This is a genomic window from Nitrosospira sp. Nsp2 (genome assembly GCF_003050965.1).
Classification (GTDB): Bacteria; Pseudomonadota; Gammaproteobacteria; order Burkholderiales; family Nitrosomonadaceae; genus Nitrosospira.
This window is the reverse complement of sequence record NZ_QAOU01000001.1, coordinates 350,251-364,098: the sequence shown is the minus strand read 5'-3', so window position 1 is coordinate 364,098 and position 13,848 is coordinate 350,251. Positions and strand designations below refer to the sequence as shown.

Here is a 13,848-nt window from a genome sequence, read left to right as displayed (position 1 = left end):
ATTTTGAAAACAACTGTCAATCGGCCCCGTTAGCGCAATGAGGCATGGTTGTGGCTGCTTCTCGAACCCGTCTCCCGGAGGTCAACCGTTTGTCAAAACAGCAAAAAGATAGACCGGCAGCTTTGCAGAAAAAAAGTGTTCCTGGCAGAAAAAATGCTCTCATCGACGATGATGCGGATGTTCTAAGGTGCGAGAAATCGGCAAATGCTCGGGAAGATGCCGCGCATGGCCGTGAAAAAGCAGCGGACTTGCGTGAAGATGCTGCCCGTCAGCGCGAGAAAGCAGCTGAGATACGGGAAGGAGAGGCCCACGCGCGCGAGAAAGCGGCTGAGATACGGGTAGGAGAGGCCAATGCACGGAGAGGAGTAGTCACCCTGCGTGAGCTGGTAGTTCGGCCCGTAGATGCCTTACAGTCGACGCGGGACGATCATCTGAGGATGATGCAGGACGCGAATGCACAGTTGCATCTCCGGAATTGAAGCACACAAAATGGCCCAACAAGTCGAAACCGCTAAAGATCAGCTGGACCATTTGGCCCACCATGATGCTCTCACCGGCTTGCCTAACCGATTGCTCCTGCAAGACCGGTTAAGCCAGACGATTGAGTTGGCCCGTCGTCAAGGTCGGCAATTCGCGGTGCTATTCATGGATCTTGATCGATTTAAACATATCAACGATTCCCTCGGGCATGCGGTTGGCGACCGGTTGCTACAGTCGGTTGCACGCCGCCTGGTGCGTTGCGTGCGTCAATCGGACACTATCAGCCGTCAGGGTGGTGATGAATTCGTGGTGTTGCTTTCCAATATCAAACAGGCAGACGACGCGGCAATCAGCGCACAAAAGATCCTTGCTGCGCTTGCTGTTCCACACCTTATCGGGGAACTCGAGCTACAGCTCTCAGTGAGCATTGGCATTAGCATTTACCCAGACCACGGTCAGAATGCGGAAACCCTGATAAAAAGTGCGGACACGGCGATGTACCATGCCAAAGAAAACGGACGCGACAATTACAAAATCTTCGAGCAAGAGATGAGTATCCGTGCGGTCCAGCGCCAGTCGATTGAAGCCGGCTTGCGCCGCGCATTGGAACGGCAGGAATTTGTGCTGTACTACCAGCCAAAAATAAATCTCGGCAGCAACATGATAGTCGGTGTTGAAGCACTCATTCGCTGGCAACATCCGGAACAAGGACTGATGCCACCACGGCAGTTCTTATCCATTGCCGAAGACTGTGGCCTGATCCTGCCCATTGGACGCTGGCTGCTGCGTGAAGCCTGTCTTCAGGTCCGGGCCTGGAAACAGGCTGGCTTGCCAGCGGTCACAGTCGCAGTGAACACGTCCGCACTCGAGTTCAACGCTCCGGATTTTCTGGAAAGCACACGTGCGACACTTGAGGAGACGTGCATGGAGCCCCAATATCTGGAATTCGAATTAACGGAAAGCGTCCTTATGCAGGATGCAGAGTTTACCGATTCCGTGCTGCACGCGCTCTCAGACCTGGGCGTAACGCTTGCAATTGATGACTTCGGCACCGGCTATTCCAGCCTCAGTTATTTGAGGCAGTTTCCGATTGATACTCTGAAGATCGACCAGTCGTTCGTGAACCGGATTACCAGGAGCCCGGACGACGCCACCATTATCAGCGCCGTGATCGGCTTGGGTAAAAGCCTGAAGCTCCGCGTCATTGCGGAGGGCGTGGAAACGCCGGAGCAGTATGCATTTCTTCTGGCTCACAATTGCGACGAGGGCCAGGGCTACTATTTCGGCCATCCGGTGGGGGCAGAATCGCTCGCCACTTTACTGCAAACTGGCATCCCACTTGCCCATTCACGGTTGATGAAGGGAAAATCCCCTTCAATTCCCTGACAGGCCATCTACCTCTTCTCCACGGTTCGGGAGCTGTGGAGCGTATCCTGAGCGTCGATATCCCGGTTCCGCCAGGGCGATGTTCGCACCTGTAATGTTCTAGAGCTGTTCAGTAATCTGACGGCATGCCGTAATGAACATTGCACTGACAATTATTTCTGCCAATGTCAGCCCCCATCAACTAGCCGGGGGACAGGAGCCTAACTGATCAAAACGGATATCGAGGGGGTGCTCTGGCCTCGATAGTTCCGATACGGTACCTTGGTTTTGCCAAGCCAGCATAAAGACCCGTTGCCCCATATCCCGGAAAAAGAAAACAAAGCTCAGAGAGAACAGCCGGCGATTCTACGCCAGAGGTTCTCATGAGCGAGAAATCGCTCGCCGCACGCGAAGACGCGGTATATTCGCGCGAGATAACTGCCGATCTTCGTGAAAAATCTTTACTTCTCCGTGAGAAAGCAATGGAGGCTCGGGAACGAGCAACGACTGCGCTCCACGCCACAGATAGGGTAGAGACCGAATCCGGCGATCACCTTGGGCTGGTGAAAGAGGCAAACGCGCAGCTAGTCGTCGCTATCATTGAAGCACACAAACTGGCCGAAGGAGTTGAAGCAGCCAATGCTCAGCTCGACCATTTGGCTCACCACGATGCTCTGACCGGCCTGCCAAATCGATTGCTTCTCCAAGACCGGCTCAGCCAGACGATCGCCTTGGCCCACCGCCAAGGCGGACAATTCGCACTCCTATTCATGGATTTGGATGAGTTCAAGAAAATCAACGATTCCGTAGGCCATGACAATGGCGACCAGTTGCTGCAGTCGGTTGCACAGCGCTTGGTTGGTTGTATGCGCAACTCAGACACCGTCTGCCGCCAAGGCGGAGATGAATTTTTGGTGCTGCTGACGGGCATTAAACACCGAGACGATGCGGCAGCTTCTGCACAAAAAATAGTCGCGGCGCTAATCGCTCCCCATCGAATCAATGAGCTTCAGATTCTCGTCTCCATCAGCATCGGCATTAGTATCTACCCCGACGACGGCCAGGATGCGCAAGCTTTGGTAAAAAATGCGGATATAGCGATGTATCACGCCAAGGAAAATGGACGCAACAACTATCATTTCTTTGAGAAGGGCATGGACATTCAACATCGGGGCGACCGATAAGAACAATTTTGGAACTCTGATACCAGCGGTAGATGGAGTACCGAAGTCCACTTGTTGGGGTCAGCCATAAAACCTAAAATCCAAGCTTGGCAGGGAATGCTAAGCGTTGCGATAAATCTGTTGGTCGCCTGAGTTCGGCTTTCCATGACTAAAGAAGACCTATGCTATCTAAGTTGGATGAATGGCTAAAAATAATTCAAGGCAAAGTGTAGTTGGTCATGGGGGTAATTCTAGCGTTGGCACGCCTCGGGGGCGATGCGACAGACATTGAACATCAACTCTAGGAAAGACTATCGGGCACGCTAGCTATTAAGGGCTTCGCCACTTAATTGTCCAATCTGATGGCTTCGAGGATGAGTCGAGGCTGGTGGAATGACTGAATGTAGCTGGAGATCTAGGTAAAACTCAACTCTTCCGAGAGGCAAGTACGCGGGCGGATATTTCTGCTGGGAAGAGATGTGCAGGTTGGCAGGGTTTGGCTGCTCGTAAAGCTAACGATGTCCTTTTCTTAACGCAACTCGGTTAATCTCAACGTGGGTTAAGGTGTATGTAATATAAAGTATAAGATAAAAAACACTTAATACTCAATAAGATATTTGAATTATTGGCGGAGAGAGAGGGATTCGAACCCTCGATAAGCCTTTTGAGCCTATACTCCCTTAGCAGGGGAGCGCCTTCGACCACTCGGCCATCTCTCCACGAAGCCGCATTAGGATAGCGGTTTAAACCTTCCTGGTCAAACAACCGAAACCAGGTTTTGCAACTGATCCTGTACGTTCCCATTGCCTGCACTGCGGTGTCACGACATCTGATCCAGTTCAAATATTTTATGCAACACGCGCACAGCGAGTTCCATGTACTTTTCATCAACGACCACGGAAATCTTTATTTCTGAGGTCGAGATCATCTGAATATTGATGCCTTCTTCGGCCAGGGCGCGAAACATTCTGCTGGCGATGCCCACATGCGAACGCATGCCAACGCCCACAATGGAGACTTTGGCGATCCTGTCGCCTCCGATTACCCCGCGCGCACCGATATGCGGCTGCACCTGATTCTTCAGGATATCTACTGTTCTCGTGAAATCGCTACGATTTACGGTGAACGAAAAATCGGTCATGCCATCATGGCCGACGTTCTGGATGATCATATCCACATCAATATTGGCATCGGCCACCGGACCAAGAATTTGATAAGCGATACCGGGGCGATCCGGAACGCCCTGTACAGTGATCTTGGCTTCATCACGATTGAATGCGATACCCGATATAATCGCATGCTCCATGTTTTCTTCTTCCTCGAAAGTAATCAGGGTGCCCTCGCCCTCTTCCTCGAAACTGGACAATACCCTTAATTTAACCTTGTATTTACCGGCAAATTCCACTGAGCGAATTTGCAGTACCTTTGAACCGAGGCTGGCCATTTCGAGCATTTCCTCGAAAGTAATGGTCCTGAGTTTGCGCGCTTCAGGCACGATTCGGGGGTCGGTGGTATAAACGCCATCCACGTCGGTATAGATTTGACATTCGTCCGCCTTGAGCGCTGCTGCTAACGCGACCGCAGTGGTATCCGATCCGCCTCGGCCTAGTGTGGTAATGCTGCCCGCCTCGTCCACTCCCTGAAATCCTGCCACGGCCACAACGTATCCGGCGTCGAGATCCGCGCGGATTTTATCTTCGTCGATTTTAAGAATGCGCGCCTTGGTATGGGCATTGTCGGTCAGTATACGAACCTGTGACCCGGTATAGCTCTTCGCCTGGACGCCGAGATCCATGAGGGCCATCGACAACAACGCCACGGAGACCTGCTCACCGGTCGATACCATGACATCCAGTTCTCTTGGATGGGGATTCGCCTGAAATTCCCTGGCGAGGGCAATAAGGCGATTGGTCTCCCCGCTCATGGCAGAAACCACTACTACGATCTGATGGCCGCGAGACTGAAATTTGGCGATACGGCGCGCGACATTTTTTATCCGCTCCGTGCTTCCAACCGATGTGCCGCCGTATTTTTGAACAATAAGTGTCACGATCGCCAACAATTCGACATTGAGAAAAAAGATACCGTCGCAAGCATTATGTCAGATCAATTCAACGTACCGCCAATGCAAGTATTGAGTCTAGTTGAACCGAATACAGGTATCTCGATCGGGAATTTTACCTGATTACCAAAAATAAAACTGGCAAACATCTCTGGTATCCTCTAGCTGAGCGCAACCAGACGGAGTCTGAGCAGCTAAACGGAACTTGTTCATTTTCGTGACGCTTCTCACAGGGCCTCGTACGACTGCTCCGTTCGCTGCATTTTAAACATAGCTGGAACAAGGGGTTGTGCACACTTTTCCGCAGCCGGTCTTTTGCCAGCTTGCCACGACGTGCGGTGGAAAACGAGGATTATTCCTGCTCCAGTGCCCCAACCGCCCGGTCCTGGCAACCACCTTATGTGAGTTTATTTCCAGCTCCAGTAAATATGCAATACGATAAATGCGACAGCCGAAAAATGTTGAAATAAGCAAACTGAATGTAGTTAATACTTGCACAGAATAAAAAAACAAATTAAATTTATGAATGTACAATAATCCCTCAACATAACCTGTAGAGAGCTGGCTTATGAAACTCTTCGAAGAAATATCCAATCCCCGTGAAATCCGTCGCAAATTGGGTCTTAATCAGCATGACTTCTGGAGCAAGGTCGGCGTCACGCAAAGTGGTGGCTCCCGTTATGAAAGTGGACGAAATATGCCACGGCCTGTAAGGGAGCTGGTGCGGCTTGTGCATATCGAACACATCGATCTTGGCAAGATCAAGAAGGATGATTTGGCTGTGGCAGCGCTACTGAAAAGCCAGAATCCGGATTTGTACAAGAGTCTGAAGAAAGCCGCCAAAGCGAAATAAGGCGAGAACGTCGGCTAAGCCAGACTCACCGCATGGTAAACCTGACCTCCGAGTTGCTTTAGCTCATCTCAACTGAGCAGGAGAAAGTATCGCCGAAGTCTTTAATCTCGGGGTGGGACGGTGGGCCGTTTCTCTGGAAATATGGCGCAACTGTTAAAGAGACAAATCGAAATGTCCCGTTCGCGGAAAATCTTGGTCAGTCTTGACTCACTCTCGGCGGTCGTTTCGCAAAAGCTTTACCAGCAGCTGCAACTCAGGCATTTAGCTTGACATCAATGCCCAGCGCCTGAATCCTTGCTGAAAACTTTTCCATCCACACTTGACTGACTTTAGTAAGCCGGGGCGCCTCCGGTTGCATGGAGGGACGGGCAAGACCATAAAGCAGCACGCCTTTCAGTTGTCCGCCCTCTATCAGGAAGTCCTCGATAAAGTTGAGATAGGCCTCCGACTCCCCGGTCGAAGGTGGAATGCCGTCGATCCGAAACACGCAGGTTTGCAGCCAGGTGGGACACAATGTCGTTGCCAACTGCAGGTTTTGGCGCATTCGCTGCAAGCTCATCCTTGTATTATTGATGAGCTGTCGCCCCCCGCGAGTAACGCTGTCGAGTTTGAACCAGACCTCGCCGTTGAGCTGCGCCATCGCGCTCAACCCCGTCTGCACGTCCAGTCGATCGATCAGGCTGCCGTTAGTGATCAGCACCAGTTTAAGATTACTGGGTAAATCGTAATCAGCTTTTACGCGCCCAATCAACGCGATCACCTGTGCGAATTCCCGCGCGCTGGTAGGCTCGCCGTTACCGGATAAGGCGATATCATTGATGCGCCGCGCTTCCGGGATGACTTGTGTCAACATGAAGTCGCCGTGCAGAATTTCATGCAGGAATGCCCGCAACTCCGTTTCAAGTGCGGTGAGATCAATTTGTGGCGCTGTGCCGCGTTTGAGATCGGGAACCTGACAATAAACACAGCGCCAGTTGCAGGCATTATTGGGATTCAGATTGATCCCTATCGACACCCCGCCAGAGCGCCGCGAAACTACCGGATAAACATAAGTAAGACCTGCAATGTCGCGGCTGTGGTCAGCGATATGCAATAGTTTAGAGGTGCGCTGCAATGTTACAATTCCCTAATGTTGATTACACGCAGGCTGGAATTCGACGCTGGCCACCGCATCCCCGCGCACCAAAGCAAATGCCGACACCTGCACGGGCACCGATACGCTATCGAAGTAACCTTGTCGGGCCTCATTATTACTGAGGCAGGCGCTGCCGAGCAAGGGATGGTAATGGATTATTCCGAAGTAAAACGTATCGCCAATGTTGCCTTGGTGGATTTGTGGGATCATGCATTCCTGGTTTATCGCCAGGATGTCGAAGTTTTACAATTCCTTCAATCTCTCGATGATCACAAAACAGTCGTGCTGGACAGCCCACCCACAGCTGAAAATCTCGCGCTTACCGCATTTCGGATACTAGACGTCGCCTACCAGGATACTTACGGCAATCACCTGAGGCTGGAGCAAGTACGCCTGTTTGAAACGCCTAATTGCTGGGCGGATGCGGTACGCGGTAAATTTTGACCGATTTATTTTAACCCGTTTATTTTTACCGGTTTGACCTTGGGGTAACCAGCTGGTTCCGTGAATCATGCGACCCGATGTGCGCTCCGCCCAAGCTGTCACACATGAGGACAACTAGTGGCTTTTTTGATCGCACTTGAAACTGCCCTTATGCGCCTGGGTTGTAAAAGTCCCCTCGACAAAGCCAGTGCCCAACCGCCCCGCTGAGACAATTAGAACCATTGCGGGCAGCCCTCCTCCATCATGCGCCTGCGCTTCCAAAGGCCAATTAATTTCGTCGTTTTACGCGATTTTTGTTAACATGAACCGAATTCCACAACCTACCAACGTCCATGCTAAATCAACCCGTTCCCGATTTTGAGGTTCCATCGACCAGCAACAAAATCTTCCGCTTGTCCGCAGCCTCAGAGAAAAATTTGGTAATTTATTTTTATCCCAAAGATAACACCCCCGGTTGCACAATCGAGGGGCAGGAGTTTCGCGACGCATATGATGACTTTGCAAAACTTGGTTGCGATATTGTTGGCATCTCGCGCGACAGCATCAAATCGCATGACGGGTTCAAAATCAAAATGGACTTCCCCTTTGAGCTGTTGAGCGACTCGGACGAATCCGTCTGCAAACTGTTCAATGTCATCAAGATGAAAAATATGTACGGTAAACAGGTACGTGGAATCGAGCGTAGCACCTTCGTGCTGGATGGGAAGCAAATACTGCGCAGGGAATGGCGGGGAGTCAAGGTAGCCGGTCACGTTCAGGAGGTGCTGGAATTCGTCAAGACACTGCCGAGGGAGAGTCATGAGCCCTAGAAAAACAGCCTCCTCTCCGACTTCGTCCATTACTCCCGTCACTCGGCTACATGCCAACCCCAAGCTTTTCGTGCTGGACAGCAATGTGCTGATGCATGATCCCACCAGTCTGTTCCGCTTCCAGGAGCATGACATCTACATCACGATGATGACCCTCGAGGAGCTCGACAATAACAAGAAGGGCATGTCCGAAGTGGCTCGTAATGCGCGACAAACCAGCCGTTTTCTAGATGAGATCGTGAACAGCGCTATCACCGATATCGACGAAGGTATCCCTCTGCAACCGCACGGCAGCAAGAGCGCCACCGGGAGGCTGTTTCTTCAGACCCAGGCGATTAGCAGCGTCCTGCCCATGCGCCTGGCAAGCGGCAGCGCTGACAATCAGATTATCGGTGTCGTAAAATTTTTGCACGAAACCTATCAGAACCGCACGGTGGTCCTGGTTTCCAAGGACATCAACATGCGCATCAAGTCGCGCGCATTGGGACTGGCTGCGGAAGACTACTTCAACGACAAGGTCCTCGAAGACACTGATCTCCTTTTTTCCGGAATACAAGAGCTACCAGGCGACTTCTGGGATAAGCACGGCAAGGATATGGAATCATGGCAGCAGGGCGGTCAGACGTTCTATCGCGTCAATGGACCGCTATGCGCAGATTTCATGATCAATCAGTTCGTCTATCTGGAACATGACAAGCCGTTCTATGCCCTCGTCAAGGAGCGTAACGGCCGGACCGCTGTTCTGCAAACCCTTAAAGACTACGGTCATCAAAAAAATAACGTTTGGGGGATCACGGCGCGTAACCGCGAGCAAAATTTCGCGCTCAACTTGCTGATGAATCCGGAGATCGATTTTGTCACTCTGCTGGGGCAGGCCGGCACGGGCAAGACGCTGCTTACCTTGGCGGCCGGGCTGATGCAGACATTGGAGCACAAGATTTATTCGGAAATAATTATGACTCGAGTCACGGTGCCGGTAGGAGAAGACATCGGCTTTCTACCCGGCACGGAAGAAGAAAAGATGACACCGTGGATGGGCGCGGTGGAAGACAATCTTGACGTGCTCAACAAAACAGACAGCAGTGCGGGAGAATGGGGACGCGCAGCCACCCTTGATCTGATTCGCTCGCGCATCAAGATAAAATCGCTCAATTTCATGCGCGGGCGCACGTTTATAAATAAGTTCCTCATCATCGACGAGGCCCAGAATTTAACTCCCAAGCAGATGAAAACCCTCATTACCCGGGCCGGACCCGCTACCAAAGTCATCTGCCTAGGCAATATTGCCCAAATAGACACACCATATTTGTCCGAGGGCAGTTCAGGACTGACCTACGTCGTAGACCGGTTCAAGGGGTGGAACCACAGCGGACACGTGACATTGCAACGCGGCGAGCGCTCGCGACTGGCCGATTATGCGGCGGAGGTGTTATAGGCGGGCCAGAGCTCCAGTTCGGTATGGAGAACCGGGCGCCATTCCGACTAATAATGTCCTGATTTAGCGTAGCTTTCAAAGCGAGTGTATTCGCCAAGAAAGGTCAGGTCTACCTTGCCTATCGGCCCATTACGCTGCTTGCCAATGATGATCTCGGCAATCCCCTTATCCTGTGTCTCCGGGTTGTAGACCTCATCCCGATAGATAAAAAGAATCAGGTCCGCATCCTGTTCTATTGCGCCTGACTCACGCAAATCGGACATGACCGGCCGCTTGTTCGGGCGCTGTTCCAGGCTACGGTTCAATTGCGACAATGCGACCACAGGCACGTTCAGTTCTTTTGCCAGCGCCTTTAGCGAACGCGAAATTTCTGAAATCTCAGTAGCGCGATTCTCTCCGTGGCTGGTAGAAGACATGAGCTGCAGATAATCCACGACGATTAATCCCAATTCCCCCTGCTGGCGATGAAGTCTTCGCGCCCGCGCTCGCAATTCCAGTGCGTTCAATGCAGCGCTCTCGTCAATGAAGAGGGGCGCATCACTCAGCTTCCCGAGCGCATGGGTCAACTTCGACCAATCCTCGTCCTCTAAACGCCCGGTACGCACCTTGTGCTGATCGAGACGCCCTACCGAGCCAAGCATCCGCATTGCCAGTTGAGCGCCGCCCATTTCCATGCTGAACACCGCGACGGCTTTTCCCAGCATGAGCGCCACATGCTCTGCAATATTGAGGGCAAAAGCTGTTTTTCCCATAGACGGACGACCAGCTACAATAACCAGGTCGCCCGGCTGCAAGCCGGAGGTTTTCTGGTCGAGGTCGTGGAAGCCGGTCGCGATGCCAGTCACGTCACTGGGATTATCCTGGTTGTAAAGTGTCTCGATCCGCTCTACGACCTGCTTGAGAAGGGGCTGAATATCGATGAATCCCTGCTTGCCGCGCGCCCCTGCCTCCGCAATCTCAAACACCTTCGCTTCGGCTTCATCCAGCAGGTTGGCTGCCGAACGCCCCGACGGGCTATAAGCAGAGTCGGAGATTTCGGATCCGACTTGCGCGAGTTTGCGCATCACCGACCGCTCCCGCACGATCTCCGCGTAACGCCGGATGTTGGCTGCGGATGGGGTGTTTTGAACAATTATGCCGACATACGCCAGTCCACCTACATTTTGCAGTTCCGCTGACATTTCAAGCGACTCGGCAACTGTCACTACGTCTGCCGGTTTGCTATGCTCAACCAGCTTGCAAATGTGCCGGTAAATGAGGCGATGATCCTGCCGATAAAAATCATCCTCCGTAAGAACATCGGCCACCCTATCCCATGCATGGTTATCGAGCATCAGTCCGCCCAGGACGGACTGCTCCGCTTCCACCGAATGGGGAGGCATTTTGTAGGATTCGAGCAATTGATCGCTGGCGGGCGAGGTGAGGAATTGAGCCATGAGATCAGGTAAACGTGCTGGTATCGAAAGGTTCTACCATCCGTCTGACAGCCACGGCGGCGGCAATATGAAAACAAAAAAGGGCTGCAGACAGCCCCCGGCGAATCGCCGAACCCACCTCGCGGGTCGGCGATTCCTGCTAGCAGAATGCGAAAGTCTCAGGAAGTAGGTTCGCCCAGCACAGAGACAACGATATGCGCGATTACGTCGCTATGCAACGCGATCGCTACCGGATGGTCTCCAATCTGCTTTAAAGACCCCTGCGGCATACGTATCATTGCACGCTCAATCTCAAAGCCCTGAGCTTTAAGTACTTCCTCGATATCGGCGTTGGTAACCGAACCAAACAGCTTGCCGTCCACGCCAGCTTTTCGGGAAATCTGCACCATGAGGCCCTCCAGCTTGGCCGCGTACGCCTGCGCAGCAGCCAATATTTCCGCCTGGGTTTTTTCCAATTCCGCGCGCCGCGCCTCGAACTCGGCGATGGCGGTTGAAGTTGCCCGCCTGGCCTTGCCCTGCGGAATGAGAAAATTTCGTGCATACCCGTTTTTTACTTTGACGACATCGCCCAGCTGACCCAGGTTGACCACCTTCTCCATCAGAATGATCTGCATGTTATCCGCTCCTTAGTGCAAGTCAGTGTAAGGAAGCAATGCAAGAAAGCGTGCACGCTCCACGGCAATACCCAACTGGCGCTGATAACGCGACTTGGTACCGGTAATGCGGGCAGGAATAATCCTGCCATTTTCATTGATGAAATCTTTCAACAAGTCGACGTCCTTGTAATCAACCGTCTGGATGCCCTCAGCGGTAAAGCGGCAGAATTTTCTGCGCTTAAACAGCGGACGGCTTGCTTTTTTATCCTTATCCTTGTCCTTGCCATCTTTACGTTTTGTCGTAAACCGAGCCATGATTTTTCCTGTTTCTCTCGAATATGATTAAATTAAATAAAATCGATTTTGCTCGCATGCAACACCAGCTGCAAGCTCATGCGGTTTTTTTTTGCCAGAAAACCGGCGACCTTCACCATGGTTCCAGGTGTGATCGCCGCCACGGTCTCTAACGATTGCGCCAGCGCCACGACGGGAATTTCGCATTCCACCTTGCGCGGCTTACCCGCCTCAATTTGACGTGAGGCGTGGCCGATCTTGAATTCCGTTACCGCTATCCCCGCTGGTGTATAGCGCAAGCTGCCAGTTTCGATGACCCTGCCGCAAATGACCGTCTGGTTACAGTGCAATTAGTGCCGGACTATGTCGCGAGCGTGGTCTCTTTGGCGTCCTCCGCAGGAGCGGCGGCCGGCCTCGGCTTTTCTTCGCGCATCATGGGCGAGGGTGCTGTGATCGGCCCATCCATCTTAATCGTAAGATGACGCAGTATCGCGTCGTTGAACTTGAATGAATGATCCAGTTCGTCCAGCGTTTCCTGATCGCATTCGATATTCATCAGCACATAATGCGCTTTATGAACCTTCTGGATCAGGTAGCTGAGCTGGCGGCGCCCCCAGTCTTCGAGGCGATGAACGCTGCCATTTCTGGCGGTGACGATGCCGCGGTATCGCTCGACCATCGCGGGCACCTGCTCGCTCTGGTCGGGATGAACAATGAAAACGATTTCATAATGGCGCATATATTCTCCTTACGGGAAAAGCCTCCCGTCATGCGGGAACGGTGAGGCAAGGGTTAAACCCAGGCCCAGCATTGGCCGCTCATTCTCAGCTTGGCGGTACGACCCGACATTTAGTCGGCCGCGTCACCTTTTGCTTTTCGAGTGAGCTTACTGCAACTACCGGATTAGGTTGAAGAGGCGGGTACTATACTGAACCAGCAAGGAAATATCAATCGAAAAGCGCTTGCATGAAGGCCAGGCTGCACGATAAAAAGGAAATCTATCAACCCTTGCTGCGCTGTCGGCGCGTCTCAAACAAACAGATGCCCGCGCTGACCGAAACGTTGAGGCTCTCCACGCTACCCAGCATGGGGATGGAAACAAGCCGGTCACAAGTTTCCCGCGTCAGGCGCCGCATCCCTTTCCCTTCGGCGCCCAGAACCCACGCGATGGGCCCATCCAGCTCGACAGTATTGAGGTCGCTGTCCACGTCAGCCGTGGCACCGACTATCGAAATACCGCGCTGCTTCAATCCCCGCAACGTACGCGCAAGATTGGTGACGGAAATATAGGGAACGGCATCCGCTGCTCCGCTCGCGACCTTAAATACCGTGGCCGTTAGCCCGACCGCGCGATCCTTAGGCGCGATCACCGCGTGGACACCAAACGCGTCCGAAACGCGCAGGCAGGCACCCAGATTATGCGGGTCCTGTATCCCGTCGAGCACCAGCAGAAGCGCGGGCTCAGCAAGCGTATCGAGCACGTCTTCGACATTGATGTGGCTGCGCGTGGGGTCTATCGACGCTGCTACACCCTGATGGCGGAGCCCTTGGGCCATTCCTGCCAGTCTGCTGCTATCGCACGATATAAGTTTGATGCCGCTATTCTCGGCGAGCAGCGCCAGATCGCGAGCGCGCGGGTCGCGCCGACTACTGTCAAGAAAAATTTCCTTGACGCTGGCGGGATTCTGCCGCACCCGGCTCGTAATCGCGTGGAAACCGAACATCAGACGATTGGTGGACATCGGCGAACTGGGTCATTAAAGATTAGTAGCGGAC

At 52.7% G+C, this 13,848-nt stretch carries 15 protein-coding genes and 1 tRNA gene; 7 read left to right on the top strand and 9 right to left on the bottom strand.

What is annotated here, in order from left to right:
* Window positions 1–50: 50 nt before the first annotated feature.
* The 3 genes from C8R31_RS16135 (at window position 51) to C8R31_RS01650 (ending at window position 3,029) form a co-directional block, all read left to right on the top strand.
* Complete coding sequence (locus tag C8R31_RS16135; RefSeq protein ID WP_219907420.1) at window positions 51–479, top strand: hypothetical protein; 429 nt, start codon at window positions 51–53, stop codon at window positions 477–479.
* Window positions 480–489: 10 nt separating this feature from the next.
* Entirely contained in the window at window positions 490–1,866 is a 1,377-nt protein-coding gene (locus tag C8R31_RS01655; RefSeq protein ID WP_258192487.1) for a bifunctional diguanylate cyclase/phosphodiesterase, read from the top strand.
* A 362-nt stretch (window positions 1,867–2,228) separates the two neighbouring features.
* Entirely contained in the window at window positions 2,229–3,029 is an 801-nt protein-coding gene (locus tag C8R31_RS01650; protein ID WP_107692336.1) for a GGDEF domain-containing protein, read from the top strand.
* Window positions 3,030–3,634: 605 nt separating this feature from the next.
* On the opposite strand, the gene C8R31_RS01645 is transcribed toward C8R31_RS01650, so the two are convergent.
* Window positions 3,635–3,727: transfer RNA gene (locus C8R31_RS01645), tRNA-Ser, on the bottom strand.
* 101 nt (window positions 3,728–3,828) lie between these two features.
* The gene (locus C8R31_RS01640) at window positions 3,829–5,058 is read right to left on the bottom strand and encodes an aspartate kinase (RefSeq protein ID WP_107692335.1); all 1,230 of its coding nucleotides are present in this window, start codon (window positions 5,056–5,058) and stop codon (window positions 3,829–3,831) included.
* 580 nt (window positions 5,059–5,638) lie between these two features.
* On the opposite strand from C8R31_RS01640, the gene C8R31_RS01635 reads away from it, so the two are divergent.
* Window positions 5,639–5,923: a DNA-binding transcriptional regulator gene (locus tag C8R31_RS01635; protein ID WP_107692334.1), complete on the top strand. Its 285-nt coding sequence runs from the start codon at window positions 5,639–5,641 to the stop codon at window positions 5,921–5,923.
* Window positions 5,924–6,176: 253 nt separating this feature from the next.
* Here C8R31_RS01635 and C8R31_RS01630 read toward each other — a convergent pair whose 3' ends face one another.
* The gene (locus tag C8R31_RS01630; protein WP_107692333.1) at window positions 6,177–7,037 is read right to left on the bottom strand and encodes a radical SAM protein; all 861 of its coding nucleotides are present in this window, start codon (window positions 7,035–7,037) and stop codon (window positions 6,177–6,179) included.
* A 15-nt stretch (window positions 7,038–7,052) separates the two neighbouring features.
* Between C8R31_RS01630 and queD the strand changes: the two genes are divergently transcribed.
* The 3 genes from queD to C8R31_RS01615 all read left to right on the top strand — a co-directional run bounded on the left by queD (window position 7,053) and on the right by C8R31_RS01615 (window position 9,746).
* The gene (queD, locus tag C8R31_RS01625) at window positions 7,053–7,502 is read left to right on the top strand and encodes a 6-carboxytetrahydropterin synthase QueD (RefSeq protein ID WP_107692332.1); all 450 of its coding nucleotides are present in this window, start codon (window positions 7,053–7,055) and stop codon (window positions 7,500–7,502) included.
* 332 nt (window positions 7,503–7,834) lie between these two features.
* On the top strand, window positions 7,835–8,311 hold the full coding sequence (locus tag C8R31_RS01620; protein WP_107692331.1) for a peroxiredoxin: 477 nt from the start codon (window positions 7,835–7,837) through the stop codon (window positions 8,309–8,311).
* The gene (locus tag C8R31_RS01615; RefSeq protein WP_107692330.1) at window positions 8,301–9,746 is read left to right on the top strand and encodes a PhoH family protein; all 1,446 of its coding nucleotides are present in this window, start codon (window positions 8,301–8,303) and stop codon (window positions 9,744–9,746) included. The genes C8R31_RS01620 and C8R31_RS01615 overlap by 11 nt, the downstream gene beginning before the upstream one ends.
* Before the next feature lie 47 nt (window positions 9,747–9,793).
* On the opposite strand, the gene dnaB is transcribed toward C8R31_RS01615, so the two are convergent.
* The 6 genes from dnaB to rlmB all read right to left on the bottom strand — a co-directional run bounded on the left by dnaB (window position 9,794) and on the right by rlmB (window position 13,814).
* The gene (gene dnaB, locus C8R31_RS01610; RefSeq protein ID WP_107692329.1) at window positions 9,794–11,182 is read right to left on the bottom strand and encodes a replicative DNA helicase; all 1,389 of its coding nucleotides are present in this window, start codon (window positions 11,180–11,182) and stop codon (window positions 9,794–9,796) included.
* 158 nt (window positions 11,183–11,340) lie between these two features.
* Window positions 11,341–11,796, bottom strand: coding sequence for a 50S ribosomal protein L9 (gene rplI / locus C8R31_RS01605; protein WP_107692328.1), 456 nt, complete (start codon window positions 11,794–11,796; stop codon window positions 11,341–11,343).
* 12 nt (window positions 11,797–11,808) lie between these two features.
* On the bottom strand, window positions 11,809–12,093 hold the full coding sequence (gene rpsR, locus C8R31_RS01600) for a 30S ribosomal protein S18 (protein ID WP_107692327.1): 285 nt from the start codon (window positions 12,091–12,093) through the stop codon (window positions 11,809–11,811).
* A gap of 32 nt (window positions 12,094–12,125) precedes the next feature.
* Entirely contained in the window at window positions 12,126–12,422 is a 297-nt protein-coding gene (gene priB, locus C8R31_RS01595) for a primosomal replication protein N (protein WP_107692326.1), read from the bottom strand.
* A gap of 11 nt (window positions 12,423–12,433) precedes the next feature.
* Window positions 12,434–12,811 (bottom strand): 30S ribosomal protein S6, encoded by a 378-nt coding sequence (rpsF, locus tag C8R31_RS01590; RefSeq protein WP_107692325.1) that lies wholly within the window; start codon window positions 12,809–12,811, stop codon window positions 12,434–12,436.
* 262 nt (window positions 12,812–13,073) lie between these two features.
* On the bottom strand, window positions 13,074–13,814 hold the full coding sequence (gene rlmB, locus C8R31_RS01585) for a 23S rRNA (guanosine(2251)-2'-O)-methyltransferase RlmB (protein ID WP_107692324.1): 741 nt from the start codon (window positions 13,812–13,814) through the stop codon (window positions 13,074–13,076).
* Window positions 13,815–13,848: the final 34 nt, after the last annotated feature.

Coding starts and splice junctions, on each gene's coding strand:
- C8R31_RS01655 (WP_258192487.1), top strand. CDS start 490: ATGGCCCAACAAGTCGAAACCGCTAAAGATCAGCTGGACCATTTGGCC.
- C8R31_RS01650 (WP_107692336.1), top strand. CDS start 2,229: ATGAGCGAGAAATCGCTCGCCGCACGCGAAGACGCGGTATATTCGCGC.
- C8R31_RS01635 (WP_107692334.1), top strand. CDS start 5,639: ATGAAACTCTTCGAAGAAATATCCAATCCCCGTGAAATCCGTCGCAAA.
- queD (WP_107692332.1), top strand. CDS start 7,053: ATGTTGATTACACGCAGGCTGGAATTCGACGCTGGCCACCGCATCCCC.
- C8R31_RS01620 (WP_107692331.1), top strand. CDS start 7,835: ATGCTAAATCAACCCGTTCCCGATTTTGAGGTTCCATCGACCAGCAAC.
- C8R31_RS01615 (WP_107692330.1), top strand. CDS start 8,301: ATGAGCCCTAGAAAAACAGCCTCCTCTCCGACTTCGTCCATTACTCCC.
- dnaB (WP_107692329.1), bottom strand. CDS start 11,182: ATGGCTCAATTCCTCACCTCGCCCGCCAGCGATCAATTGCTCGAATCC.
- rplI (WP_107692328.1), bottom strand. CDS start 11,796: ATGCAGATCATTCTGATGGAGAAGGTGGTCAACCTGGGTCAGCTGGGC.
- rpsR (WP_107692327.1), bottom strand. CDS start 12,093: ATGGCTCGGTTTACGACAAAACGTAAAGATGGCAAGGACAAGGATAAG.
- rpsF (WP_107692325.1), bottom strand. CDS start 12,811: ATGCGCCATTATGAAATCGTTTTCATTGTTCATCCCGACCAGAGCGAG.
- rlmB (WP_107692324.1), bottom strand. CDS start 13,814: ATGTCCACCAATCGTCTGATGTTCGGTTTCCACGCGATTACGAGCCGG.